The organism is uncultured Paraglaciecola sp. (assembly GCF_963977085.1).
Lineage (GTDB): Bacteria > Pseudomonadota > Gammaproteobacteria > Enterobacterales > Alteromonadaceae > Paraglaciecola.
In genome coordinates, this window is sequence record NZ_CAXBNC010000005.1 from 170,103 (window position 1) to 195,748 (window position 25,646).

Consider the following 25,646-nt stretch of genomic DNA (forward strand, 5'->3'; position numbering starts at 1 on the left):
CGTTGTTTTATTTCATTGCAACAACGACTGAAGTGACACCTTAGGTGTTTATTTGTTAACTAGCTATTCAGTGCTTTTTGACGTTTAAGTGACATATAGGCACTGCCAAAATAGGTGATGGTAAAGATGAAGCAGTACAGTTCGAACTGCGCCTTATTGACATCATAAATATGCATGCTTTCGCTGAAAAACATAACCTGACAAGCAAAGCCAGTAATGATCAACAAGGAGATAACCGATACTGCATTGAGTAGTTTGCTTATGCCACTGGTATCATGAATAAAAGGTTTATCATCAATAGCTTGGTCGGTTTGAAAAGCAACAATTTGTTGTTGTTCCAGTACTTCAGCTGCAATTTCTTGGGTGTAATCTTTATCAGCGCCATATTTTTTTGCTAGCAAGGTGTAAACAACGATGCTGAATATCCAAGTAGGAATGAATAAGTAATAAAAAGACATCACATCTAATGCATTTAATCCAAAGCCAAATGTCAAGGCTAACGCCCAAGTGGCAATGGCTGGAATACTCCGAGAGATATTTTGATACTTAGCCCAATATCGCGTTAAGCCGATTTTGGGAAATATAGTATGTTCAGCAAATACAATGCCGCCAACGGGCACAACAAGTAAACCTGCATAAGTAAGTAGCGGCAACATTTGTGAAAACACAAAAGGAAAACAAGCAATGATTACTGTCACCACACCCACTACAGCGGTCGTTCTTTCACGTGATTGATTAACAAAAATAGACTGAGCAGCTAAACCAGCACGATACAAGTTAGCGTTTGCGGTGGTCCATCCAGCAATAATAATAATCACAAAGCCTGTTAAGCCTAATGCGTGATAAGCCACATCACCTGGATCTAGTGAGGTAATAGTGGTTTTAAGTAAAACTGCGGCACCTGCACCCATAATCCCGGCTGAGATCCACGCTAAATAATGTCCAAAGAACATGCCGACACCGGAAAATAAGCCGTAACTTTTCTTTTTAGCGAAACGAAATATAGCCATGTCAATTAAGCCAAAGTGAGTGATAGAGTTAGCTGCCCAGGCAAAGCCTATGACTTCTATCAACCCTATGCCTTTTTCACCATCACCGGTAAAACCTGTCCAAATGGAGTGATCTCCAATAGTGATAAAGTCGCCCCAACCAGTCAGCGTGGTAGCGCCTAATACATGATGTGATAGGGCTGGAAATAAAGTAAATGAGCCTGCAATAAAGATAACAAACAGCCAAGGCGCACAAATTTTCGAAAAATCAGCTACGGTTGAAAAACCATACATAGCAACCAACACCACTATAGATCCTACTGCCAGTACAATGGCAACAAACCAAAAACTATTAGGATACCAATTGAGTTGCGCAGGGATATCAAACACAAACCTGACTGCGGTGGAGGACACTGTAATCATGGCTGCGGAGATCACCGAAAATATCACCACATTCGCCCAATTATAAAGTTTGGTCATGGAATTACCGGCAATTTTATTGAGGTAATTATATAAACTTAAACGTGTTTCAACGGCTATGGGCGCCGTTAATAACCACCATGAACACATGGCTAATAGATTGCCAATTAACAAACCTAATAAAATATCTCTGGTGGATGCACCTAACGCGACAAAGGTGGCACCGATAACAAATTCTGTGGCAGCAACATGCTCACCTGCATATAAACCAGCAAAATGTTTCCAGCCATGCAATTTATTTTTTGCGACTGGCATTTGTTCTTCATTTATTTCATGAAAAGCGTTATCTGTTTGAGTATTAGCCATTTTTATTTTCCTCATTATCACCATCGTTGTGTAAACATGCAGATAAGCGATAGTATTTTTAAACTAGAATTTAGAATGTTTACTTTGATGACAATGCGAGTATGGCCTGGGCGGTATACTCGTTTGTAATAAGCGAATTAATTAATTTACCTTTAAGGGCAGCATAAATTGCTAGCACTTTGTCAGTACCCGCGGCAATACCATAAACAGGTTTAGACGCATTAATGGTTAATGGCGCGCTGACTACGCGATCATTAGTAGCATTAGAAAGAAGCTGACCATTTTTGTCATACAGCCAACTCACAATTTCTCCATAAGCGCCATCATTTTTCAAATGACTCAATTCAGAATCAGTAATGAAGCCGTCTAATAACAAAGGTGAATTGTCGGTAATTTGACCTATGCCCACAAAAGTGGCGTCGGCTTGTTCAATTAAGCTAAAAATGCTTTTAACTGGCTGCAGGTTTTGCAAAGTGTTTTTTTCAGAGACGCTAGATGCAATGACGGGAAGGGGCATTGGGAAATGTTTAGCGTTGATACGATTTGCCATGGTTACCACAATATCAAAGGCTGAGGCCGAGCCATCTGCCATCATATTACCTACAAGGGACACAATTTTGTGTTGTTGGCATTGCATGGAAGGCAATTCATCGATACAGGCTTTTAGGGCTCTACCTGTGCCAAAGGCCAATGTTTTTGGCGTTTCTGATTTTAAGTAACGCTCTAGAATTGCGGCACTGCATTGTGCTAAACCGTGATTTGCGTCAGGAGTGGCTGGATCGCTAGGAACTATTTCGCAATCCAGTAAAGCAAATTTATCTTTTAACTGTTGCGCTAACTCCATACATTGTGCAATCGGATGGTCCAGACGCACTTTTATCAATCCTTCAGTTACAGCAAGGGCAACTAATCGTTGCGCAGATTGGCGAGACACTTCTAATTTTTGGGCGATTTCATCTTGTGTATTTTTGGCCACATAATATAACCATGCTGCGCGAGCGGCGTCTTCTAAACGTTTTAATTCAGTTGTTGATCTGTTATCCATAAGGATGCCTTTTTTATTGCTACTTGCGTCTAAAAACAAATGTTAATAGGTTTGAGCTTATGCTCAACTGCGGGGCATATTCTCAGTTGTTTGTTAGTATGTCAACATTTTATAGTGTCTTTTTTATACAAAAAACAAACAAAATAATAACAATGCTTGATCTGCTGGTTTGACTTAATGCCAGAGTTATAAAGCTAAAAGGGGATTTTATAATTTTAGTTGTTCTTGTAAGTCATTGAATATATTTAAGTTATTAAAAATAATCGAAGGTTATATTAAATTTTTGTAAATAAATAGATTGACCTGAATATCCGTAATGTGGAAAATGCCCGCCAGTTGGGCATATGCTCAGCGTGATTGTCGGTCATAAAATTTTTCAAAGAATTGACGATGCATTTAGCTAAATCCAATCAATCATCATTCACTAAAGCCACTGTTTTTGGAGAGAGTAAAATGTTAATCAACCCCGTGAAATCAATTTTTTTAATAGCGACATACTGTTTATTTAGTTTCAGCTCTCTAAGCTTTGCGAATGAAAATACAGCGAGGTGGGATTTAAGTTTCGACCTTAAAACTAATCACCTTTGGCATGGATTTATAGTCACTGACGGTGTAATGACTGCTGGTGAATTGACCTATAAAACTGCCGACAATAAATCCACTTTTGGCTTATGGGGCGGAGGTTCTTTTAATGGTGAGTTCAAAGAGTTTACTTATTTTGCTTCCCACCAATTTTCTGATCAGCTGTTTGTTGAAATTGTTAATCATGGTAACCATTCATCTATCCCTGACAGTGATGTGGACATATTTGATTATTCTTCAGATCCTTTAAAAACCGGTAATTTTATTGATATAGGTCTTGGTTATACCTTTGAAGGCGATATGCCTATTTCAGTTTATTATTCGGTTATTGTGCAAGGCGTTGATTCTTTTGTGGATGCTGATTCGGGTAAAAAGGAACGTGCTTACACTAACTATATAGAAATCAATGCACCCGTTTGGAAAGGTAAAGACGGTGAAACGGTTGATGTGTTTATAGGCGGCGCTTTTTCTCCAATGCAAGAAAAAAACTTCTATTCTGACAATGCGAATATTAACAACCTCGGTTTGACCTATAAAAAGCAACTTAAAGTTGCTGGATATAGTTTACCTGTTTCAGCAACGGCAATGTGGAATCCTGCGTTAAATCACGGTGCGCTACAAGTCGCTGTTAATTTATTCTGATTTTTAGTGTCCTTATATATAAAATCGAACGCTCATCAGTAAACACAAATAGGTTTTTATTATTATGACTTTGGCTAATTATTTGCTAGGTAATCCCATCGAGTTAATCATATTTGATTGTGATGGTGTGTTAGTTGATAGTGAAATTTTAAGTAAACAAACCTTGCTTAAGATGCTCAACGACTTAGGTGCCAATGTATCTGATGAGTACTTTTACACTCATTTTTTAGGATATAACTTTGAGCATGTTACCGCAAAAGTCTTAGCGGATTTTTCACTTGTGTTGACTGACGAATTTCGCTTTGCATACAGAGATGCATTGTTAGCAGTCTTTACTACAGAGTTAAAGCCTACTGTTAAGTTGGATAGCATGTTAGAAAAATTATCTGTGAAGTCTTGCGTTGCAACCAGTAGTAGCCCTGCTAAGGTGGGCCATGCACTGCAAGCCACTGCTTTAAATGAGTATTTTTCTGGTAATGTCTTTACGGCTTCCGAAGTGAAAAATGGCAAACCAGCGCCAGACTTATTTTTACATGCAGCAAATAAGATGGGGGTGGCAGCTGAACATTGTTTGGTAATTGAAGATTCGCAAGCGGGTATTCAAGGTGCAAAGGCTGCCAATATGCGAGTCATTAGGTATGCGGGTGCGAGTCATTTGATTCATCACAGTTATCATGATGATGTGCATACAATTACCCATTGGGATCAGCTAAACCACTTACTCTTTGAAATAGATAGTGATCAAAAAGTTCAGATGTAGATCCTCTCATTGACACTTGTGAGCAACAGTGAGATGTTTTGATTCGCAAACTTTTCCATTCGATACGGTTTTTCTATCACTTGCCCTAGTGCTATAGAGCCACAGCAATTTGACTTAAATGCTGTTAACTATTCCTCTAGCCACAACAAGAAGGTTTAGGTTTTTTGTGATCCTTGAGTATGCCTCTAGATTCTTTCACTATTTTTAATGATGACTGTATTATCACCACAGCAATAATGATTGCGATAACTAAATCAGGGATCGCTGAATCTAGCCATATGACTAAGCCCGCTGATACCATTACACCAAGGTTCGCTACCATGTCGTTACGCGAGCAAATCCAACTGGCGCGCATATTGATATCCCCAGAACGGTAACGTGACAGCAAAATAAAACAGAATAAATTAACTGCGAATGCTAAAAGTGAAATCCACAACATTATGTGGGTTTGTGGCTCACTACCAAAAATTAAACGCTGCAGTACATCCAGTAAAATCAGTGCTGCAAGAAACAATTGTAAACTACCGTTAAATAATGCTGCTTTAGCCTTGTGTTGTATGGCTTTTCCTACTGCATATAAGCCAACCATATACACCATCGCATCTGCTAACATATCCAGTGAATCGGCCATTAAGCCACTTGATTGTGCTAACCACCCAGCAATAAACTCTACAAAAAACATTGCACCATTAAGTAATAACACCGTCCACAATAAAGTACGTTGCTGTTTATCTTGAGCATTTACACCGCAGCATTCACTCATGCGAACCTCGCTAAAAATAGGGATTGATAGTGTTTGTTAAAGATAGAATAAACCTTCCAGTAACAGTAAGGTCAATCTCAAATGAAAATAAATCAATTAGCTCACAAGGGTGAGTACAAATACTACTCGTTATTATGAAGAGAGTGGTGAGTTTGATTTCCAAACAACTTCAACAGATCCGTTTCGCCCAATATGAGTTGCAGCAATTCGAAAAACGTCTGCAAGCCTTAGTGAATTGTTGCGCTAATCTGCGTGTGATTGTTCACTGATTTTCGATTTAATCATGGTAATCCTATTCGAGTTAATGGCATGTCTATTCATTCACAAGTAAAAGGTTTCACTAACAAGATTGGGCTAATTATGTAATATCCTCTAACGCAATATAATCTAAATCAAAGCCGAAATTTCGAGGAGACACTACTTTAAGGGCATTTTCCGAGCGATAGAACTGTGGACAGCCTACCGCAAATACTGCCACTCGTTGGCCGTAGCGTAAACGTTCTGCATTTATTGGTGTAGAGCTTTCATAGTCAACAATTACGATCAAATCAGGCACGCTAGCAACCACTTTATCGCCTTTGCGGGCAAGTAAGTATTCATTCTTTATGCTTACAGTAAGAGATGAGTTGTTGTTCTCAAAAGATTCAATAGTCGCTTCGCCAATGTCATAGCCGCCGACAATTCGAGTGGCTTTATCTATTACTTTTCCAGTAAAAATTAAGCGACACTCACCATAAATTGAATCTTTAAAAAGTGCCTGTAAAGGTGCAAGCATATCGGTAGCTAAGCCGCGATTCTCGCGCAGAGTTTGCCCAAGTTTAATTGAGAATGAGAGCGTGCCCGGAATGATAGAGTTTTTTAATTCACGGCCAGTCATGGGATGTTCAGCAGTAGTAATCATGCCACCTGCAGCCATTGCAAGACTACGAATATGACGTTCATACACTTCAGTGCTATTGGTCGAGAAAGTAACAACATTACCTGCGTAGTCGTAAGCAACTGCTGGCGTGGGTTTCACTCCTGCAATGGCATAACTCATCATTTGCGCTTCTGGCAAAGCCCTGCCCATGCCGTCGCCGTCAATAACGGGTAGGCCTCTGCCAGCTGCAGCAACAATGGGGATCAATGAATTCCCGCCACCAATTTCAAAAGAAGCAACCGCATCAACGGCTACTCCAACGTGTTTTTCAAATGCTTCTAAAGTTCTCGCTGCATCTTCAACCGAAGGAAGTAACTCAAGGCTTACCGTAGGCGCGCCTACTGAGCCTATCGCCACCACATAGGCATCGTCGTCAAGCTCACTAGGGTCAATTACTTCGACTGCTCCAAATTGTTTAATTGCCTGCTCAGCTATTAAACGCGGAACATAGGGATCACCGCCTCCGCCAGTTGCTAAAAAAACAGAACCCAGTGCTAAATCTTCTAAATGTTTATGTTCAATTTTCATAATGTGGACTCTTGTATTTTTTCAGAAGTATTAGTCGGTAAGGCTGCTAATTCACCTATTACTTTGACGCGAATACAGGTGCTAGACTCATCCATGTAAGGAACCGGGGTTTCTTCGATATCCACGGTACGTAAGGTTTCTGCTGCTGCGCCTGCATCAATTGCACGCTGTATGGCATCTTTAGTCACTTGTTTTATCGCCTCTTCACGTGGCAAGGTGCGATAAGACACCATATGTTCAGCTTCACCGCCAATTTGCGCAATAGCGGCACCTATTGCATTAGCCACACCAGCATGTTCAGGACGATGAATATCCGATGCTGCTTCTAAGCCGTCAGTCACCAAAATTGCGCCGCCACCTACGAGTATTACGGGCATTGATTTACCCCCCGGTTTCATCATATCTATATTGTTATCAAGCAAAGAATGCAGGGTTTGTTTTGCGTTACTAATGGTTTGCTGCGTGATATGTGCTACTTTTGTTTTGTCGCCAATATTCGCACCACCGCTAGCCACTAAAATATCGCTGGTGGTCAGAGTATTCCCCCCAAAGACTAATCCTTCAGTAACTAGTTTGTGACCAACTGAACGCGGTCCAATAGCCTTGCCGTCGTCTGAAACAATGCTGCCGCCACCTAAGCCAATGGCTAAAATATCAGGCATTCTAAAATTCGTCCGCACGCCACCAATTTTGATAATGACGTTAGATTCCCGAGGGAATCCATTTTGCAGTACACCAATATCAGAAGTGGTACCGCCAATATCAACAACAATGGCGTCTTTTAAACCTGTTAGTTTGTAGGCGCCTCGTAACGAGTTAGTGGGGCCTGAGGCAAATGTTAGGGCAGGGTAGGAGCGCACAAAATCAGCGCTCATAAGGGTGCCGTCGTTTTGACTAATGTATACTGGACAATCAAGACCGCGTTGTTTTAATGCACCTAAAAACGAACTAACCACTTTGTCGGCAAATGGTAATAAAGTGGTATTTAAAATTGCCGCATTTTCTCGTTCCATTAAACCCAAGCGACCAAAACTATGAGAGAGCGTAATTTTAGCATCAGGGATTGCTTTGCGTATTTCGTTAGCCACTTGTTCTTCAGGTGCCGAATTTATGGGCGAAAACGCAGACGCTATCGCAATATTTTTAACGCCGCTTTTCAACATGCTGTTAATCATATTGGTAATTTCTTCTGGCTTGATATCAGCCAACGACCAACCATCATATAAATAGCCGCCATGGAGCATATAATATTCGCTATCAAGGGCGTCTTTTAGATCTTGTGGCCAGTCCAACATTGGAGGCATGCCGTTACCTGAAGGCAAACCAATCCTAACGGCTGCTACTTGCGCTAGCTCACGTCGTTCAATAATGGCATTAGTAAATTGGGTGGTGCCAATCATTACCGTTTCAATTTCAGACTGTGAAATGCCGCTTTCGCCTAAAATGACGTCTAGTGCATTAGTAATTCCCGAAATAACATCTGCGGAAGTTAGGGCTTTGGTGGATGCTAATACTTCATCACCTTGCATAATCACAGCATCTGTATGAGTGCCGCCTACATCTATTCCAATTCTCATTGTGTTTTGCCTCTAACTTTCGGTACGGTGATTGGAATGACGTTCATTCCAAGATAATGCGGTGTATACAATGCCAGCAAGAAAAATAGCATCAATGGCGGCTATTCCTGACGGTGATGGAATTAAAGCTTCAGTGCTTAAAATTGCAAAAATAGCGCTGAGCAACCAAGCTATAAAACCTTTCGGAGCGATTGTTCTATTGTTGTTCAAAGATTCAATGTTGTAGGCATGAGGGCGAATAAACAAATAATCGCTAATGATGATCCCAGCAACAGGAACAAAAATAACCGATAGATAAAAGATAAAGGTAATAAAGTTGTCGAGCAGGTTTAATAAGGCAACAAAAACCCCTACTAAACCTAAACATATCGTTACCCAAGTGGTATTCAACTTAGGGAAAGTCGCGGTTGTGCTGAGTACAGCACTGTATAAATTCAAAGAATTAAGCACCCAACTTCCGGCAATGACTATAATTGATGCGCCTATGCCTAAGCCCAGATCAATCATAATATCTAGTATGTCTGCTTTTCCTGAAGATGCGCCAGCTAAACCTGCAGCTCCCATCACCAACAACTGCACAACAATATAGGAGATAAAAGCGATATAAATAGCATTCGACCAGTGTTTAACGAAGCGGGTAATATCGGGTAAAATTATCGCGCCAATAATGATGGCACCCACTACCGCTGAAATGCCTTCTCCAAGTGATAATGTGGCGACTTTATTGGTGGTTAGAATTTGTTCCAATGATTTTTCACTGAGGGCAGAACTAGCCAATAAAAAAGTCACGCCAGCCAATACAGGCACCATTATTGTTGCTAGCCAATTAATGGCTTTAAAACCAATCACAGTAGTCAAAGTCATACAAAAACTGGCAATAATAGCCAAGGTTAAAGGGGCGATATTGATATTAAAAACGTCTAAAGCAAGACGAGACACTGCTTCGCCAAACAAGTTAATATTAACTCCAAACCAACCTAGCAACGATATTGCAAAAGCAATATTGACTATGCTCGCCCCTTTGTCTCCAAAAGCAATACGCACCAGTAAATAAGAGCTCATGCGTGTTTTAGCACCAATAACACCCATTATTCCACCAATGGCGAAAATAATCACAGAACCTATAAATAAGGCCAAAGCAGCCTGTATAGGTTCAAGGGCCTGATAGACTTCAAGACCCGTAATAAAAGTGGGTAATGAAAACGCGACCATGGCACCTACTGCTGCAACACGAGGCCAAGGGACGAGTTGACTGTCCGTAATCTTTACCGCGGAAAATTCATTTAGTTCTGGCTTCATTTTGGTAACTCATAGTTGTGTAAACTCTGTAACAACAAGCCCTTATTTAGTAAGGGCTCACGAAAGTAGTACCATTTAGAAGTTATAGTTGAGTTGCACACCAAAGCTTGAGCCTATGTTAGGGAAACGTCCTAACGACACTACACTATTGCCTAACAAGACTAAATCTTCTATTTGACGTTCATCCGTTAGGTTGTCTGCATAAGCTGTTACTGACCATACATCGGATTCAAGGGTCGCCCTTAAATTGATAAAGGTTTGCTTAGATGATTCAATATCGGGTATATCAAAACTAAATATTCTAGGACCATTGTGGTTCAAATCGGCGCGTAAAATTAAATCCATGTCCGATGACATCTCATATTCGTATTCAGATACCAAGTTGAAGTTGTATTCAGCTACGTGGGGCAACGATGAACCTATTAAATCTGGACGCTCAGTAAAGGTTTGAATGTCTGAGTCAATAATTCCGCCATTAGCCTTCAAGGTTAAATTATCGCTAGCATTAACTGATAACTCAAACTCAATACCTTGGGTACTCACATCATCAACAGAGATGTTTTCTAAGGTAAAAGTCTCGCCATTAAAACGAGTTATTTGTGCATCTTCTTGATCAATTCGAAATAAAGCAAAGTTAAAGGTACCATTACCCTCTAGCACACTGGTTTTAAAGCCTAGTTCAAAGCTATCAGAGACTTCTTTATCGAAGGTGCGGCTAATATCTGGATGAGGTTCGTTAAACCCTCCACTGCGGAAACCTCGTGAATAGCCACCATAAATAAGGGTTTCTGGATTCATTTGATAGGCGACTGAAAATTTCGGCTGAAGCTCAGAAAAATTCTTTTTCTCAAAGGTGTCTTCAACAAAACGTTGATCAAAAGATTCTCTGTCATCGTTGTCGTAACGAATTGCTGCAGTTAACTCAAGTTTATCGGTGAAATCGTAATTTAACTGGGTAGATAAGGCCCATGCGCTGCTACTGTTATCATCTAGTATACTAAAAACAAGTAAACTATCGTCAAAGTCTGCACGGGTTTGCGGCTGATTGCCCGCTATATCATCATAGCTGTGAAATTCGCTGTCGCGCGTGCGCTCTTGGGCAAAAGCGGCAAATGCCCAGCGCAGTCGAGTGTCACCACTAGACTTTAGACGTGCCTCAAAGGTAGTTGACTCTACTTTCAAAATATTTTCTTGGGCGCCCGCATAATAAAAGCCGTCAAAATCACTTTCTTTATTTGAAAAGTCACCATCAGAAAATCCGCTTTGATCCGATTCACTATAACCAGCAACTAATTCAAGTGTAGAGGCTTCAAAATCATGTGAATAGCGTGCGCTAAACTCCGCTAAATCACGGGTATCTAACCCCGGCACATTATGTTCAACCTGCAGCGAAAAATCTTCTACAGTGTTAGCATCAACGGGTTGATAGTAACCAATACCTGATTCCGTATTAGTTAAACGTGCATTTAAATCTAAGATAGAGTCGTCAGTCACATCAATACTTAATTTACCAAAAACGGAATTCTCTTCATGAAAATCCACTTTTTGATTTAAGAATGTATTGTCGAGCTGTCCATCATAATCTCGTCTGTAAGCACCGACTCTAAAGTAGACTTGGTCTTCGACTGCGGCTCCTGAGGCTACACCTGACAAACGCAAATCACTGCCACTGGCAATGGACGTGCTTACTTTCGCTTCAAAATCGTTAGTTGGTTTACGGGTGGTAATGTTAACTGCGCCTCCAATTGCACCACGGCCATACAGAGCGCCTTGGGCACCACGGAGTATTTCGATTCTTTCAATATCAAACAACTGTTGATTCATAAACTCTAAATCAGAGGCTGTAATACCATCAACAACAAAAGCTAAGGGAGCATCACCGACCTGCGGAGTGATTAATCCACGAATTTGAATGCGCGCTAAACCTGGACGAAAATTATCTAACTGGCTAAGGTTTGGCGTTAGGTCTGCCACATCACGAAAGCTCTTTATGCCAGCTCGCTCAATTTGTTCAGCATTAAAAGAAGTAATCGACTCAGGAATATTTTGGAGGTTTTCTGCACGTCCACGGGAGGTAACGACTATTTTTTCAATATCGGTTTGAAGCAATGACTGTTCTTCAGCTGCAATAAGGGGAAAAGAAACGCCAAACATTAATGTACTTGGCAATATTATTGCGGCTGCTATTTTGCTTAGGGGGTTATTATTTACAAGCTGAGTTCGGCGCTTAGACATGGTGTTGGTTCCCATTAATGCTTCGGTTAGCAATTTTCTTATTTATTTGTCTTCATAGTATATTACTAAAGAATGAAAATTTTCTGTTGAAGACACTGCACACAAACGGATAATCTTTAGGTCAAAGCCGTTTTCACAAAACAATCGTTTTTTAACTGTATATGGGTTACCAATGAGTAGTAAGAAAAGCATTAAGCTAGACCAGATCAACAGAAAAATAATAACGATTGTTCACACTCAGTCAGATATTTCTAATCAAGAACTCAGTGAGCGAGTTGGTTTGTCAAACAGTGCCTGTTTTCAGCGTACCAAAGCTCTTAAAGAAGCAGGTTATTTTATTGGTTTTCATACTGATTTGGATTTAAACCGTATCGCCAAAAATGTATTGGCTTATGTTGAATTCACTTTGGAGTCTAATAATCCAAAAGCCAGGAAAATATTTGAAGATGCTATTAACGCAAGGCCTGAATTTATGGATTGTTTGCGTATAACCGGAGACGTAGATTACATCTGCTTTACTTGCTGCTCCGACACTCAAGCTCTCAACGCATTATGCGACACAGTGAATGGCAACTCCAAATTGGGCATTCAAAAAGTCAAAACACGTATTATTTTGGAGCGCTCAAAGTGGTATTTAGGTTACCCGTTGCAGAAGTTGGAGTGGTTGGATTAAGTGTTAATTACTTTAAAAGCTAAAAAGGGCATGCTTTTAAATAAAGCGTACCAACACTGCTGGATTATGCTAAATCTGATCGGAATGCGAGTCTGTTCATATCATTCTAGATACTCATAATTGTTGGACCTAGTATTATTGAGTCCTACCAAATGTGCATTTCGTTAAACAATATTAGCGATAATTTTTAAACTTTGACCAATGTCAGAGTTTATTGCTCTTAGCAACGTCATTAAAATCTGGATTGATCTGATAGAATTTGCACTGGCCTGATATGCTTGTCCAACGCTCAATAGATTCAGCCTGATTGCCAATGTTGAGCTCTATTTGGGACATTTTTAGATCCGAAGCCATTCCTGCCTCCTGATCCTTTAGAAGATCGAATCGGGTTATTAATTGTTGCTTATTCAGCCCTAAGTTATGGGAAATATTGCTAATTTGAACCTCATAATAGAGCTGCGATACGTCTTCACTTATTCCATTAACCCCTCTTAATTTATAATGTTGCAGAGCTTTTATCGCCTGTTTATAAGCACTGATAGCCAAATCTTGCTCCCCAGACCAACGATACACATCCGCCAGATAACCCCAGTAATTGTAGATATTTGCCCCTTCCTGATTACCTAATTTATCCAAAGCCACCTTAATTTGGGCAATTGCCTCGGCGCTTTTGTTTTGATACGAATAGAGTAAACCTAAAAACTGATAACCCAAGTGAGACTGAGGAGCTGCTTGTATAACATTGTGGAACTGTTCCTCTGCTTTTGGAAAATCTCCGCTACAAAGGGTTAATATGCCAACATTGGTTAAGGACACCGGATTTTGGCTGAGATTGGCAGAAAGTTGGAAATAAGCCAGACTCCTGCTAGGTTGTTGAAGATTGAAGTATATAGTCCCTAACGTTTCATAGTAATACCAATAATCATCTTCCAAGTTTATTGCTCGCAACAGATTTTGTTCTGCCAGTGCCAATGCTGTATCTGATTCAGTGGGTGATTGGTTGGCCTTATGGAGATAAGTTTCGGCTAAACCGCTGAGCGACTTTAAATGATTGGGCCAAATTTTAAGTGTCTTTTTATAGGAATTGAGTGCGCTATCAGTTTGTCCGGTCAGTGTGTCCAGTTCCGCATTCAATGCTTGGATGTATGGGGAGTCAGGATCCAAAAGTATAGCCTCACTGCATGCTGAAGCAGCCTGATCTAGATGATGTTTTTCTTCATCTTGCCAGCTTTTCAGTATATACGTCTGACAAAGTGCACCTTTCAAGTCGGCAATGTCATCATGCTCAAGAATAGCTGAGAGCAGCATCGCGGTAACTTTATCTCCTTCCTTTTGCATATCCCGAGTGTCTAGCAAAATTCTAGCATCCAACAATACATCCATAGCGTACATATACGAAGTGTCAAAAATAAGTGACTGCTGCGGATGGGACAATAGTTGATCTATGGTTGCCTGTAATTTCGCCGCAATAATTGTTGCATACATATTTTGATTGGCTAATGGAAAAACATAATATCCAATGACTCGCTCTACGCCATCAAAATACATTTGCGCTTGCTGCACAATATACCGACCTTTTTGTTTCGTCGACAGCGTTACCACGACATCAGATTCATATTGCCTGGCTAAATCTATAGATTGCAGAGAACTATCAAGTTGGCTGTCTAACAAAGATGGATTGATATTTGTTATGGATGAACTTTGGTTAAGGTTTGATGCCGTCGTTTCACTCAATATGTCTTTAGGCCATATAACCAAACTCACTATTGATTTATGAGCTTGATTGAGAATATTAGCCAAGGGGAATGCATTAGCATCTGGATTAACATTATTAAATGAACGGAAAACCATAACTAAAATTATAACCATCACTGAGATTACAACTAGTAAAGTTGGAATCTTTTGTCGTGATTTAAGTTGTAGGTCAGCTTCAAGTGGGGTATCGGTTGGGATCGTTAAATCGTCATGTTCCAAGTCTTCAATATTTTGTTCTGTCGAATTCAAATACAATTGCCAGCCCGGTATACCCAAGGCTGCGGCAACACGTTCTATAGAAACAGGGTCTACTGACTCGCTTCTGCAGACACGGCTGACCAATGAACGAGGTGTCGAAGGGGTTTGCTCTAAATCCTGAATTTTTTTGGCAATATCTGCTTGTGAGTGCAGACCCGCATTTACCATCGCAGCATGGATCTTTATGAGAGAAGCTCTAACCCCTCTTTGGCGGGAAGATTGACTGTTACTTATTTTCGTCATGGTGTTGTTTTTAAACCTTTTCCCTTGGTTTTCTGCAGATTGCACTAGTCACTATCGCTAATAATTAATTGCCACTATCAATTCGACAATAATTAAATGTTTCAGTTAACTCATTTAAGCCCAATTAGTCGCAGATAAAAAGCACAAATTTAATATAGCCTTGTATTTAATACTATTTCTGCAAAAGTGAAATTGGTTATTAGTTAACTCTAAGTAATGGATTTGAAAGTAAATTTTTAGAGTAGCTAAGTTTTAGTTTCTTGTTTTTTGGGGAATTAAATCTGTCTAAATTTTGCACATTAATGTGGTGAAAAAGTGAGGTAGTAACTAGGAACGATGATGTTTGGTGTCTTTGTCGTTTAAGTTTAAGCAAGCTCACCAACTGCAATATGACTTAATAAAAATTATTTTAAAAATGGAGAAATTGAAATGTTAAACGTTTTGAAAATGTGTATTGGCTGTTTTGTCATCTCACTTAGCTTGTTATCTCACATTGCCTATGCTGGCGTGATCGTCAATGATGTCACAGTATTATTTGGTGGCGGGAATCGCATTGACGGAGGAACATGTTGTAGTATGTATTCTGCAGGTGACCAAGATTCCTCAATTGACGGCAGTGCCGTCTTTGCAACTATTTCTGACACCCTACAATATTCTGGTCTCAATGCTAGCGACGAAAACGATACCATGACAGTAAATTACGGCGCTCAGAATAGGATCACCGAGCAAGGTGAGTTTAAAGCAGGTGTTTCTTTGTCTGTGGACAATCCATTCTACAATGTGCAGAATTCTCCCTATGTATTAGATGATAATTTCGACGAGCACAGTGTCGATCCAAATGGATTACCATCATTTCTTTATGCTGCTTCTTATACCTATTATCGTAATGACCTAAATATTCAATCAGCCAGTGAGGTAAGTCGTTTAAAAGTTGATTTTTCAATTGACGGTTGGATCAATGAAAATAATGCGCTAGCGAGCTCTAGTATAGATGTGGTTAGTGACGGAGATTGGAACAACGTTTTTGGACTAAATCCACTTGGCTCTGTCAATAATATATATGCCGATGAAAGTCATAGTTTTTTTATTGACGTAATAAATGGCGAGGCGAGATTAGAACTTGAATGGTATCTTGATCTTGAGATAGAGCTAGATTCATTATTGGATAATATTAGTGGCTCGATTGATTTTTTGAATACCATGAAATTCGGACAATTCACTGCCTATGATAGCAATATGAACGTGATTAATGATGCCATGATTGTTGGCTCTGAAGGTAAGATATTTTCAGCTAATGCAGTTACTTCTGTACCTGCACCTAACTCATTTTCTTTAATTGCTTTTGGTTTTTTATTGATGACAATTTGCAGAAAACGAATTATATAAATTTTTCTTCTGGCAGCATCGCACTACGTAAATGTTAAACCAAATGTTCTTCTATCGATGCCGCGGTGATTAATGAAGCGAGAGCACTAAATCTAAGCCCTTCTACGGTTTTGGAAGAGGCTTTTTGCAACGCAGTAAAAGCAGCTAAGTATGAGCGCTGGAGTCATAAGAACAAGCAAGCGATAGCCCAGTACAATCGTAAAATTGAAGAGCAGGGCACATTTTCAGAAAAAGTTGCGCAGCTATGATAATCACGCAGCTATGAACCCGTCGGTGCATATTGAACAGTTTTTAGTTTGTAAATCACACAATCAAAGAGTAGTTATCCTCACTAACGCATTGTTTAATGAAGTTGACAGTATTTTGGTGGCTCCAGTGCAAATACAAAATGATCACTTATTGATTTCAGGCTTGCAAATATCTGTAAATATTAATAATGAGATTTGTTACGTTGATTTGTTGGATATTGCGACAGTTTCTAAAAACAGCTAAAGCCAATATTAGAGGTTAGTATTCAACCATACAGTGCCGAAATTAAAGCAGGTATCGATCTGTTGATTGAAGGTTTTTAACCAATGAGCAGAGATTTAAATGTAAATAAACAACTCTTACTGCCTATCAATACTTTCCTCCAATGCTAAACCCCACAAAGCTGGATTGATGAAGCTATCAAGCCTGAAAAACTGACAACGCTGCTGATTGATTATGCTAATTGTGAGCTGAAGGCATATATGTGCATACTAAAGAATTCAAATGTTTTTCCTGCCAACGATCCTGATAAGACTTTATTCAAGACGGTAATTTGTCGGCTGAATAAGGGAGTGGAACTCAGTTTCCCTCAACCTCTCTAATATACTAATCTCAACAGATCGCGCCATAACACTTAACGCTAAATCGTTAGCTGAAAGGGCAAAAGGCTCCTCCAGTTCTTCATTCAATGCATCTAAACCAAAAAACGCATAGGCAAAAATAGGGGGCGATAATCCCATGGATGTAGCGCCTCAACTTATTTGCCAACTATAAATATGATTAGGCGTTATATCGCCACTTAAGGTGCTTTCTAAACAGGGGAGGGCCGCCGAGTATTTACCTCCTCAACAAGAGCTATTCATTTAAGTAGGTGGCATGAAAGCGCAAGTGCTTTTCAATAAAACTCGATATAAAATAGTAGCTATGGTCATAACCGTCATGAATTGCCAGTTCTAGTGGATAAGCACTAACCTTCGCTGCTGCTTCTAATACTTCAGTTTTTAACTGTTCAACCAGAAAATCATCCGCGCCACCTTGATCAACTTTTGCCGGGACAAACTGAGTCGCCTGACGCATTAATTCACTGGCGTCGTGTTTTTCCCAAGTGGCTTTATCTTTACCCAAATAAGCAGTAAAAGCTTTTTGCCCCCAAGGTGCAGTCATAGGATTACAAATAGGACTAAATGCCGACATTGAGCTATAACGCTCTGGGTTTAACATGGCTATGGTCAGTGCGCCATGCCCTCCCATTGAATGACCACTTATCGCACGTTTATTTGACACTGGAAACGCGGCTTCAATTAGCGCAGGTAGTTCTTTAACTACATAATCATACATCTGATAATGACGATCCCAAGGGGGTTGCGTTGCATTGACATAAAAGCCTGCGCCTTGCCCCAAATCATAACTTTTATCATCAGCCACTTCTTCACCACGAGGGCTAGTATCTGGTGCAACAATCGCTATACCTAGTTCGGCAGCGATACGCTGAGCACAGGCTTTTTGCATAAAATTTTCATCGCTGCAGGTTAGGCCTGATAACCAGTACAACACAGGTACTTTTTTGCCACTTGATACTTGTGGCGGTAAATAGATTGCAAACCGCATAGTGCAATTTAATGTATGCGACTGGTGGCTATATTGTTTGTGCCAACCACCAAAACTTTTATTGGCACTTAAATTTTCAATTTTCATAGGAATACCTCGAAAGGCTGCCCAAAATCGGTGTGATTCTGGCCAATGGAGTGACTTTATTTATCAAAATGAATGACTGTTCGAATGCTTTCGCCTTTATGCATCAGATCAAATGCCTTATTGATGTCTTCCAGAGGCATAGTGTGGGTAATAAAGTCATTCAATTTAAATTCACCTGCTAAATAACGCTCAACGTAATTGGGTAATTCAGAGCGACCTTTAACGCCACCAAAGGCAGATCCTCGCCATACACGGCCAGTCACAAGCTGGAATGGACGAGTGGATATTTCTTGTCCTGCACCGGCCACTCCAATCACTACTGATTCCCCCCAACCTTTGTGGCAACACTCTAAAGCAGAGCGCATAAGGTTCACGTTGCCAACACATTCAAATGAGTAATCAACACCACCATCAGTTAACTCTACTATGACTTCTTGAATTGGTTTGTCGTAGTCTTTTGGATTAATACAATCTGTTGCGCCTAGTTTTTTGGCTAGTTCAAATTTGCTTTCGTTGATATCAATCGCAATAATGCGACTGGCTTTTGCCATGGTTGCGCCAATGACAGCTGACAGGCCAATACCACCTAGGCCAAAAATGGCAACGGTAGCCCCTTCTTCAACTTTAGCGGTATTCATGACAGCGCCCATACCTGTTGTCACTCCACAACCCAGTAAACAAACTTCTTCTAATGGCGCGGCTTTATTGACTTTTGCTAGAGATATTTCAGGTAAAACTGTGTATTCAGAAAATGTAGAACAGCCCATGTAATGGAAAATTGGCTGGCCATCTTTGTAAAAACGGGTGGTGCCATCGGGCATCAAACCTTTACCTTGGGTTTCACGAATTTTTTGACACAGGTTGGTTTTTCCCGAAAGACAGAATTTACATTCACCGCACTCTGGTGTGTAGAGTGGGATAACATGGTCGCCCACTTTTACACTGGTTACACCTTCACCCACTTGCTCCACAATACCACCCCCTTCGTGACCTAAAATAACGGGGAAAATACCCTCTGGATCATCACCTGATAAGGTAAACGCATCGGTATGGCAAACGCCTGAGGCAATAACTTTGATGAGCACTTCACCTTTACGAGGTAGCATAACGTCAACCTCTTCTATGGATAATGGCTGATTTGGCCCCCAGGCAACGGCGGCTTTCGATTTTATAAATTTGTCTGACATATTTATTCTCACTTTGTGGTTGTACACAGTGTATGTACGTATGACGTTATTATAGTTATTCCTGATAAGATGATAATATGCTGGTTTGTTAATTCACTTTTACGAGGTGGTAATAATTATGCAGTGGGAAGGTATTAGCGAATTTGTCTATGTCGCCGAAAACGAGAGCTTTACACAAGCCTCGAAAAAAATGGCTATTTCTACTGCTCAAGTAAGCCGTCAGATCAGTGCGCTGGAAAAACGACTGAATATAAAATTGTTTTATCGTACGACACGCAAAGTAACCTTAACTGAAGAAGGACGTGTTTTTTATCAACATTGTCGCGGTGTACTTGATGGATTAGATGCCGCAGAACGCGCCATAACAAACTTGCAATCGAAACCTCAGGGGAAAATAAAGCTAACAGCACCAGTTACTTATGGTGAACAACAAATATTACCGCTGGTGAATAATTTCATGAGGCAATACAGTGACATTGAGGTAAGCGCCTTTCTAACAAATCAAAACATGGACTTGGTTGAAGGTGGTTATGATTTAGCTATTCGTATTGGCAAGTTGACTGATTCATCGATGATGGCGAAAAAACTAGGAAAGCGGACCAATTATGTGTGTGCATCATCAACCTATCTGGACAAACATGGCATACCTCACTCCTTGTCAGAATTGAGTAAACACACTTGCCTTTTAGGAACTCTGGATTATTGGCATTTTAGAGAAGCAGATAAAGAGAAGAATATTCGAGTAACAGGAAAACTCCGCTATAACAGTGGCTTCGGACTTGTTGATGCGGCTTTAAAAGGCCTGGGCATAGTGCAATTACCCGATTATTATGTTCAAGATCACCTGCAAAGTGGAGCATTGATCACCTTACTGGATAATTATCGAGAGCCTGATGAAGGTATTTGGGCTATCTATCCTCAAAACCGCCACTTGTCGCCAAAAATAAGGTTGTTAGTGGATTATTTGGCAGAGCAATTAATTTAAAGGTTATTATTTCATTTAGCATATGTGTTTAGAGATCTTATTAATTTGGAAAAGTTGTTAATCCCCAACAAAAGCCTTTTAAGGGATGAAAACCCTCAAAGCTAGATGAAACGATCAAAGCTGCAAAACTAGCAACGTGATCATGCAATTTGTAAGTTGAAAGTATAAGTGTGCAACTGCACATTCAGATCGATAAATTAATCTGGTTGTAATTAATACTTGTCTGCGCATTAAATTTGCGCATAATTAATGTGTTGGTTTTATGTGGGAGCAAAGCATGTCAGCGAACCTTAAAGTATCTTGTAATACCTCTATTAGCGCCCAACTAATAAATGACGCAAAAGAACTTAAGTTAAGTCCATCTGCAATTTTGGAAGAAGCATTGAGCAAAGCTGTGAAAGTGGCTAAATATGAGCGCTGGCAACAGGAAAACAAGCAAGCAATAGCAGAACATAATCGTAGAGTTGAAGAGCAAGGTACATTTTCTGAAAAGATTCGACAACTATGAGTTTCCAACAGTTTTCAGTATGTGAAGCCTACGGTCAAAAATTTGTTATCCTTACCAACACAATATTTAACGAAATCGATAGTATTCTAGTGGCAACAATTCAAGCTTATTCACAGGAAACCTTTATAAAAGGTCTGCAAGTTCCAATCATGATTGATGAAGAGCCTTACTATGTTGATCTGCTAGACATAGCCACAGTCTCGAAAGAACAAATGAAAGTAATACCAAATAGTAATTTGCAGTTTTATAGAGCAGAGATTAAATCTGGCTTAGATTTATTAATTGATGGTTTTTGAGAGAAATTTTAATTGAATATTCATCAGCTATTAGAACCGATAGAAACATTTCTTCATTGTCAGACTCCTCAAGCCTGGATCGAAGAGGCCATCAAGCCCGAAAATCTGCCAACGTTATTAGTCGATCATGCTAATTGCGAACTCAAAGCGGCGCAAACCGCTATGTTGTTATTGCGCCGTTATGCGGTCGATCAACCAAGTGGAGATGCATTATTAGCCTGGCTAAAACCTTATGAAGACTTTGTCTATCGTAAAGTTGGCAATGGTGATTTTAGCAACTACGTTAACCTTTCAAAGAAGTTGATCAGCAAGTCTGATTTTGCACATGGTGACGAATTGATCAGTAAAATGGTGTTGTTGATCAAAGAAGAATTACATCATTTTCAACAGGTGTGGGAAATTATGCAGAGTAGGGGAGTGACCTACGACAATCTAACGGCATCCCGTTATGCCAGAAGCATGATGAAACATGTGCGTACTCACGAGCCTGCCAAACTCAGTGATACGCTAATATGTGGTGCCTACATAGAAGCGCGCTCTTGTGAACGTTTTGCGAAGTTAGCCCCACATTTAGATGTTGAACTAGAAAAATTCTACACCTCTTTGTTACGTTCAGAAGCGAGGCATTTTCAAGACTATTTGGGGTTAGCTGAAAAGGTTTCACAACAAGATATCACTCAGCGAGTGGCGCTTTTTGCTGAAAAAGAATCAGCGCTTATTTTGAATGAAGACGCTGAATTTAGATTTCATAGTGGTGTGCCAGCGTTGCTTTAAAACTTTAATTACATTAGCTGAATGCATCTAACTCAGCAGCAATAAATTCTTTAAATGCTTCTACAGGTTGAGCTCCTGAGATCCCAGTGGTTCGATTAATTACCACTGTGGGTACAGACGACACACCTAAGCTATGCCATTGTGTTTCTTTTTCCTGAACGTCGCTAAAAGCGCTACCACTATCTAATTTCAACATGGCGGCATTAACATCTAAACCAACAGCTGCAATTTCTTGTGCTAAAACATTGCGGTCTGATATATCTTTATGTTCAGTAAAAAACGCAGAAAATAGTCGTAATTTTAGTGCTGTTTGTAAGTTAAAGTCTTTAGCGAATTCCAATAAAATATGGGCTTGCCTTGTATTGACTATTTTCATAGCGTCAAAGTAGTCAAAACTAAAACCAACGTCATTGCCTCGTTGACTCATTTCTTGTCTAAAACGCGCACTGCTTTCAGGTGTAGAGCCGTATTTTCTGGCTGAATGTTCTCGTAAATTTTCACCTTCTGGTGGCATATCTGGGTTAAGTTCAAATGGTTGCCATTCAATTTCAACTTGGTCTTGCACGCCCAACTCAGTGATGGCTTGTTGTAAATTTCTGTAACCAATGATGCACCAAGGGCAAACCACGTCCGAGATAATGTCTATTTTTAGCTTGTGTGGCATACAAATCCTCTAAAAAATTAGGTGAAGATACAAATGTTGATCCCACTGAATGTAGGATCACATTTTAACTAATGATTAATTAGGCTTTTTTTGTCCAAGCGAAGCCTTCAAAAGGTTTATCTACTGGTGTATTACCAATATGGTTAGTGTAGTTACTGATGATTTTTTGTGACAAGCCTAGAATAATTTCTAATACTTGTTGCTCGCCATAACCTGCAGCATAAAAGTTGTCTAATTCTGCTTGAGAAATATGTCCACGATTACGCACAATAATAAGAGTCGTATCATAAAGAGCTTGTAACTTAGCATTTGGCATTGGCTGTTCGTTACGCAGCGCTTCGGTGATCGCAGCATCAACTTTCATAGAGTGGGCAATACCGGTGTGCGCAGGTACACAATAATGGCACGCATGTTCAACATTGATGGCCTGCCAAACAACGGTTAGTTCTTCAGCATTAAATGACGTATCCATAAATAATTGATGGAGTTTTTGGTATGCATCCAATGTTTCTGGAGAGCTGGCTAACACACCATGTAGGTTAGGAAGCATGCCAAACGCCTTTACTGACCCTTCTAAAAGTGGCTTGCTGCCTTCTGGCGCTGAATCTATGGTATGGATAGTTAATGTTGTCATATTGGTTTCCTAAATTTTAGTTAAATGGGTTTCAATCTAAAGCATGTTTTAGAGTTTAATCATCACTGATTTCTAATTTGTACCAATCGGTATGCTTGAGTTGAGTGAATTGTACCGATAGGTAAGTTAAAGTCAACAAAGAATTGGTGTAAATACTTTTATGAGCAGAAATTAGGCGGATATTTATAAGAATTGAAGTCAGGAAATAGTGCCTAACAATTTGATTTTTATTGAAATTATATTCTAAATAGAGGAGGGGCTTTCTGATTGAAATAAAGGAAAGGTAAATTGAGAACAGCTAATTTAAAGTAGCTATTGAGGAATAGTTAGCGCGTAAAGCATCAAACCTTATCTTGGTATTAGGTTACTTTACACAACAGCAAAGGGAAGTGTCTTAATGAAGACTAATCCCCGCAATAATACTATCGATGCTGTACTCTAGTTGCGATTTATCAATCCCCGAACGTGCCATTGCTGCGGTGCCTTTCAGTAAAGTGTATATACTTAACCCATTAGACTCGGCATTTTTATTTAAACCTAACGCAATTGACTCGGCATCATTCTTAAATAATTCTGTATACAGCTTACTTGGCATTAAATCAGCTTCTTTGAGTATTTGCTCTGCCTGCTCTGGAATATCACCACTAATCAGTTCCGATTGGCATAATGCTAGATAACAACCCATCGCATGTTGGGGATCACATTGCATGGAGACAATTGACAACATATGATTTTTTAAACGTTGTTTAAATGCCACTCCTTCTTCTAAGAGTAATGCCATGTGAGGTTTCATTTTGGTGTCTATATAACACTGAGTGGCCTTCACAAATAACGCTTCTTTATTACCAAAAGCACTGTACATACTAGGTTTGTTAATACCCATACGCGTAGTTAAATCCATGAGCGTAGCGCCAACATAGCCTTTTTGCCAAAATACTGCCATGGCTGCATTTAGTGCAGTGTCTTCATCGAATGATTTTTTTCTGCCGCTAACCACAATGACTCCAGTTTGAATGTACAGTTTTTCTTGAATTGTACCGACAGGTATGGTTTGAGTCAAATTATAGGACTCGTTACCTTTGGTTAGCTATTAATAGGAATAGTATGAACCTTAGTCTGCGAACAAGCGCACTGACGTCCCCAGAGAAATATTATCCACTACTAAGTCTGGATTCCATCTCAACAAATCAGCTATTAACACATCATAACGCTTGGATAGTTGATACAAAGTTTCACCCTTCTTAATGATATGAAAGGATTGTTCAAGTGGCGCAGGGAGAGGTTGAACTACCTCAGGTAATGGGGTAATTGTTTGCAAAAGAGCCATGGTTTCTTGCTGTTGTTGAATTCTGTCACTACGCTTTTTTGTTAATATATACTTTCGCGTGTATTCATTATGAGGGAATATCGCATATAAATTTTCACCTGTTTGTTCGGCCATTTCAGGTTGTTCTAGCGCCTGATAAACTTCAAAAGCCGTCCATAACATTTTTGCATCGATTTGAGTTTTTGTTGCTTCGTAAAGATTAATCGACGTTTGAGCGACTGAATTTTGATTTTGTTCAATCGCAATTCGGGCAAGCGCAAGGTGTACCTGTGGATTGATTGGCTGGGTAAAATCAAGTTGCTGTAACCATTTTTGGGCTTGCTCAAAGTGTTGCTCGTTGAATAAACATAATCCTATTTGCGTTAATGCGTTATTTTTTAGTTTGAACTTGGCAGGAGAGGGAACTTCATTGTGGTTTTTAGCCGAATTCGCAACAAGGGAAGACGCATAACCTTCTAAAGCGGGCCACTTTTTTTCGGAACAAAAATAGTCCAGTAAATTCGCTGACACCTCGTTTTTATCCAAAGGGGTATCGTATAGTGAATCCGTTAGTGCTAATAAAAATGTACGCTGAGCGTCGACACTATTGCCTTTTGCTGCATGTAATTCAGCCAGAATTAACATGGTTGCTGCACTTGGCTCTGTTGATTTAATGGTTTGCAGAAGTTGCTCGGCTTTTTTTATATCACCAAGGAGCAAATAGGCTTTTACATGGGAAAGGGTCACCTGATTAGCATCGACACTACTTATAGTTTGGCGCTTATTTTGTTTGTTAATCGAGCTAGTAGAACATCCCAGCAATACTAATAATGTAGTGACAAATAATACAGGTTTGTACAACAGCTTTTACCTAAATAGTAAGGACAGGATACCTTAACGATTTTAAC

Annotated in this window: 24 protein-coding genes and 1 pseudogene; 10 read left to right on the forward strand and 15 right to left on the reverse strand. The window is 39.8% G+C overall.

All coding sequences use genetic code 11. From position 1 onward, the window contains the following. Positions 1–59: 59 nt before the first annotated feature. Complete coding sequence (locus tag AAC000_RS08125) at positions 60–1,775, reverse strand: hypothetical protein (RefSeq protein WP_339721686.1); 1,716 nt, start codon at positions 1,773–1,775, stop codon at positions 60–62. A gap of 79 nt (positions 1,776–1,854) precedes the next feature. Continuing rightward, the gene (locus tag AAC000_RS08130; protein ID WP_339721688.1) at positions 1,855–2,820 is read right to left on the reverse strand and encodes a sugar-binding transcriptional regulator; all 966 of its coding nucleotides are present in this window, start codon (positions 2,818–2,820) and stop codon (positions 1,855–1,857) included. A 390-nt stretch (positions 2,821–3,210) separates the two neighbouring features. Here AAC000_RS08130 and AAC000_RS08135 point away from each other — a divergent pair, with 390 nt between their 5' ends. After that, positions 3,211–4,044: a hypothetical protein gene (locus AAC000_RS08135; RefSeq protein ID WP_339721689.1), complete on the forward strand. Its 834-nt coding sequence runs from the start codon at positions 3,211–3,213 to the stop codon at positions 4,042–4,044. Positions 4,045–4,108: 64 nt separating this feature from the next. Further along, the gene (locus AAC000_RS08140) at positions 4,109–4,804 is read left to right on the forward strand and encodes an HAD family hydrolase (protein ID WP_339721691.1); all 696 of its coding nucleotides are present in this window, start codon (positions 4,109–4,111) and stop codon (positions 4,802–4,804) included. A gap of 136 nt (positions 4,805–4,940) precedes the next feature. On the opposite strand, the gene AAC000_RS08145 is transcribed toward AAC000_RS08140, so the two are convergent. The 5 genes from AAC000_RS08145 to AAC000_RS08165 form a co-directional block, all read right to left on the reverse strand. After that, on the reverse strand, positions 4,941–5,567 hold the full coding sequence (locus AAC000_RS08145) for a cation diffusion facilitator family transporter (protein ID WP_339721693.1): 627 nt from the start codon (positions 5,565–5,567) through the stop codon (positions 4,941–4,943). Positions 5,568–5,925: 358 nt separating this feature from the next. Further along, on the reverse strand, positions 5,926–7,014 hold the full coding sequence (locus AAC000_RS08150; protein WP_339721695.1) for a DUF917 domain-containing protein: 1,089 nt from the start codon (positions 7,012–7,014) through the stop codon (positions 5,926–5,928). Further along, on the reverse strand, positions 7,011–8,591 hold the full coding sequence (locus AAC000_RS08155) for a hydantoinase/oxoprolinase family protein (RefSeq protein WP_339721696.1): 1,581 nt from the start codon (positions 8,589–8,591) through the stop codon (positions 7,011–7,013). Before AAC000_RS08155 ends, AAC000_RS08150 begins: the two co-directional genes overlap by 4 nt. Positions 8,592–8,603: 12 nt before the next feature. After that, positions 8,604–9,890, reverse strand: coding sequence for a cytosine permease (locus AAC000_RS08160; RefSeq protein ID WP_339721698.1), 1,287 nt, complete (start codon positions 9,888–9,890; stop codon positions 8,604–8,606). Positions 9,891–9,965: 75 nt separating this feature from the next. After that, a complete protein-coding gene (locus tag AAC000_RS08165) occupies positions 9,966–12,125 on the reverse strand; it encodes a TonB-dependent receptor (protein WP_339721699.1) in 2,160 nt (719 codons plus the stop codon). 172 nt (positions 12,126–12,297) lie between these two features. Between AAC000_RS08165 and AAC000_RS08170 the strand changes: the two genes are divergently transcribed. Continuing rightward, the gene (locus AAC000_RS08170; protein ID WP_339721701.1) at positions 12,298–12,798 is read left to right on the forward strand and encodes an Lrp/AsnC family transcriptional regulator; all 501 of its coding nucleotides are present in this window, start codon (positions 12,298–12,300) and stop codon (positions 12,796–12,798) included. Positions 12,799–13,002: 204 nt separating this feature from the next. On the opposite strand, the gene AAC000_RS08175 is transcribed toward AAC000_RS08170, so the two are convergent. Beyond that, positions 13,003–15,054, reverse strand: coding sequence for a hypothetical protein (locus tag AAC000_RS08175; protein ID WP_339721703.1), 2,052 nt, complete (start codon positions 15,052–15,054; stop codon positions 13,003–13,005). Positions 15,055–15,483: 429 nt separating this feature from the next. Here AAC000_RS08175 and AAC000_RS08180 point away from each other — a divergent pair, with 429 nt between their 5' ends. From AAC000_RS08180 to miaE (AAC000_RS08190), 3 genes and pseudogenes are all read left to right on the forward strand, one after another. Further along, entirely contained in the window at positions 15,484–16,440 is a 957-nt protein-coding gene (locus tag AAC000_RS08180; protein ID WP_339721705.1) for a hypothetical protein, read from the forward strand. A gap of 65 nt (positions 16,441–16,505) precedes the next feature. Further along, on the forward strand, positions 16,506–16,688 hold the full coding sequence (locus tag AAC000_RS08185) for a type II toxin-antitoxin system CcdA family antitoxin (RefSeq protein ID WP_339721707.1): 183 nt from the start codon (positions 16,506–16,508) through the stop codon (positions 16,686–16,688). 327 nt (positions 16,689–17,015) lie between these two features. After that, positions 17,016–17,168: pseudogene (gene miaE, locus AAC000_RS08190) on the forward strand (tRNA isopentenyl-2-thiomethyl-A-37 hydroxylase MiaE); the annotation flags it as partial. A 57-nt stretch (positions 17,169–17,225) separates the two neighbouring features. Here miaE (AAC000_RS08190) and AAC000_RS08195 read toward each other — a convergent pair. The 3 genes from AAC000_RS08195 to AAC000_RS08205 form a co-directional block, all read right to left on the reverse strand. Further along, positions 17,226–17,429, reverse strand: a complete 204-nt coding sequence (locus tag AAC000_RS08195) for a bestrophin family ion channel (RefSeq protein ID WP_339721708.1) — start codon at positions 17,427–17,429, stop codon at positions 17,226–17,228. 115 nt (positions 17,430–17,544) lie between these two features. Beyond that, entirely contained in the window at positions 17,545–18,384 is an 840-nt protein-coding gene (gene fghA, locus AAC000_RS08200; protein WP_339721709.1) for an S-formylglutathione hydrolase, read from the reverse strand. Positions 18,385–18,440: 56 nt separating this feature from the next. Then, the gene (locus AAC000_RS08205; RefSeq protein WP_339721710.1) at positions 18,441–19,571 is read right to left on the reverse strand and encodes an S-(hydroxymethyl)glutathione dehydrogenase/class III alcohol dehydrogenase; all 1,131 of its coding nucleotides are present in this window, start codon (positions 19,569–19,571) and stop codon (positions 18,441–18,443) included. Positions 19,572–19,689: 118 nt separating this feature from the next. On the opposite strand from AAC000_RS08205, the gene AAC000_RS08210 reads away from it, so the two are divergent. From AAC000_RS08210 to miaE (AAC000_RS08225), 4 genes are all read left to right on the forward strand, one after another. Then, the gene (locus AAC000_RS08210; RefSeq protein WP_339721712.1) at positions 19,690–20,556 is read left to right on the forward strand and encodes a LysR substrate-binding domain-containing protein; all 867 of its coding nucleotides are present in this window, start codon (positions 19,690–19,692) and stop codon (positions 20,554–20,556) included. A 277-nt stretch (positions 20,557–20,833) separates the two neighbouring features. Next, positions 20,834–21,064, forward strand: coding sequence for a type II toxin-antitoxin system CcdA family antitoxin (locus tag AAC000_RS08215; protein ID WP_339721714.1), 231 nt, complete (start codon positions 20,834–20,836; stop codon positions 21,062–21,064). Then, a complete protein-coding gene (locus AAC000_RS08220) occupies positions 21,061–21,360 on the forward strand; it encodes a hypothetical protein (RefSeq protein WP_339721716.1) in 300 nt (99 codons plus the stop codon). The genes AAC000_RS08215 and AAC000_RS08220 overlap by 4 nt, the downstream gene beginning before the upstream one ends. Before the next feature lie 12 nt (positions 21,361–21,372). Continuing rightward, positions 21,373–22,134 carry a tRNA isopentenyl-2-thiomethyl-A-37 hydroxylase MiaE gene (gene miaE, locus AAC000_RS08225; RefSeq protein WP_339721717.1) on the forward strand — a complete coding sequence of 254 codons (762 nt, stop codon included), beginning with the start codon at positions 21,373–21,375 and terminating at the stop codon, positions 22,132–22,134. Positions 22,135–22,147: 13 nt separating this feature from the next. On the opposite strand, the gene AAC000_RS08230 is transcribed toward miaE (AAC000_RS08225), so the two are convergent. The 4 genes from AAC000_RS08230 to AAC000_RS08245 form a co-directional block, all read right to left on the reverse strand. After that, entirely contained in the window at positions 22,148–22,798 is a 651-nt protein-coding gene (locus AAC000_RS08230) for a DsbA family oxidoreductase (RefSeq protein WP_339721719.1), read from the reverse strand. Positions 22,799–22,877: 79 nt separating this feature from the next. Then, a complete protein-coding gene (locus tag AAC000_RS08235; RefSeq protein WP_339721721.1) occupies positions 22,878–23,432 on the reverse strand; it encodes a carboxymuconolactone decarboxylase family protein in 555 nt (184 codons plus the stop codon). Positions 23,433–23,826: 394 nt separating this feature from the next. Next, positions 23,827–24,492 carry a TetR/AcrR family transcriptional regulator gene (locus AAC000_RS08240; protein WP_339721723.1) on the reverse strand — a complete coding sequence of 222 codons (666 nt, stop codon included), beginning with the start codon at positions 24,490–24,492 and terminating at the stop codon, positions 23,827–23,829. Between the two features lie 51 nt (positions 24,493–24,543). Then, positions 24,544–25,599, reverse strand: a complete 1,056-nt coding sequence (locus tag AAC000_RS08245; protein WP_339721725.1) for a LysM peptidoglycan-binding domain-containing protein — start codon at positions 25,597–25,599, stop codon at positions 24,544–24,546. Positions 25,600–25,646 lie beyond the last annotated feature (47 nt).

Coding starts and splice junctions, on each gene's coding strand:
- AAC000_RS08125 (WP_339721686.1), bottom strand. CDS start 1,775: ATGGCTAATACTCAAACAGATAACGCTTTTCATGAAATAAATGAAGAA.
- AAC000_RS08130 (WP_339721688.1), bottom strand. CDS start 2,820: ATGGATAACAGATCAACAACTGAATTAAAACGTTTAGAAGACGCCGCT.
- AAC000_RS08135 (WP_339721689.1), top strand. CDS start 3,211: ATGCATTTAGCTAAATCCAATCAATCATCATTCACTAAAGCCACTGTT.
- AAC000_RS08140 (WP_339721691.1), top strand. CDS start 4,109: ATGACTTTGGCTAATTATTTGCTAGGTAATCCCATCGAGTTAATCATA.
- AAC000_RS08145 (WP_339721693.1), bottom strand. CDS start 5,567: ATGAGTGAATGCTGCGGTGTAAATGCTCAAGATAAACAGCAACGTACT.
- AAC000_RS08150 (WP_339721695.1), bottom strand. CDS start 7,014: ATGAAAATTGAACATAAACATTTAGAAGATTTAGCACTGGGTTCTGTT.
- AAC000_RS08155 (WP_339721696.1), bottom strand. CDS start 8,591: ATGAGAATTGGAATAGATGTAGGCGGCACTCATACAGATGCTGTGATT.
- AAC000_RS08160 (WP_339721698.1), bottom strand. CDS start 9,890: ATGAAGCCAGAACTAAATGAATTTTCCGCGGTAAAGATTACGGACAGT.
- AAC000_RS08165 (WP_339721699.1), bottom strand. CDS start 12,125: ATGTCTAAGCGCCGAACTCAGCTTGTAAATAATAACCCCCTAAGCAAA.
- AAC000_RS08170 (WP_339721701.1), top strand. CDS start 12,298: ATGAGTAGTAAGAAAAGCATTAAGCTAGACCAGATCAACAGAAAAATA.
- AAC000_RS08175 (WP_339721703.1), bottom strand. CDS start 15,054: ATGACGAAAATAAGTAACAGTCAATCTTCCCGCCAAAGAGGGGTTAGA.
- AAC000_RS08180 (WP_339721705.1), top strand. CDS start 15,484: ATGTTAAACGTTTTGAAAATGTGTATTGGCTGTTTTGTCATCTCACTT.
- AAC000_RS08195 (WP_339721708.1), bottom strand. CDS start 17,429: ATGGGATTATCGCCCCCTATTTTTGCCTATGCGTTTTTTGGTTTAGAT.
- fghA (WP_339721709.1), bottom strand. CDS start 18,384: ATGAAAATTGAAAATTTAAGTGCCAATAAAAGTTTTGGTGGTTGGCAC.
- AAC000_RS08205 (WP_339721710.1), bottom strand. CDS start 19,571: ATGTCAGACAAATTTATAAAATCGAAAGCCGCCGTTGCCTGGGGGCCA.
- AAC000_RS08210 (WP_339721712.1), top strand. CDS start 19,690: ATGCAGTGGGAAGGTATTAGCGAATTTGTCTATGTCGCCGAAAACGAG.
- AAC000_RS08215 (WP_339721714.1), top strand. CDS start 20,834: ATGTCAGCGAACCTTAAAGTATCTTGTAATACCTCTATTAGCGCCCAA.
- AAC000_RS08220 (WP_339721716.1), top strand. CDS start 21,061: ATGAGTTTCCAACAGTTTTCAGTATGTGAAGCCTACGGTCAAAAATTT.
- AAC000_RS08230 (WP_339721719.1), bottom strand. CDS start 22,798: ATGCCACACAAGCTAAAAATAGACATTATCTCGGACGTGGTTTGCCCT.
- AAC000_RS08235 (WP_339721721.1), bottom strand. CDS start 23,432: ATGACAACATTAACTATCCATACCATAGATTCAGCGCCAGAAGGCAGC.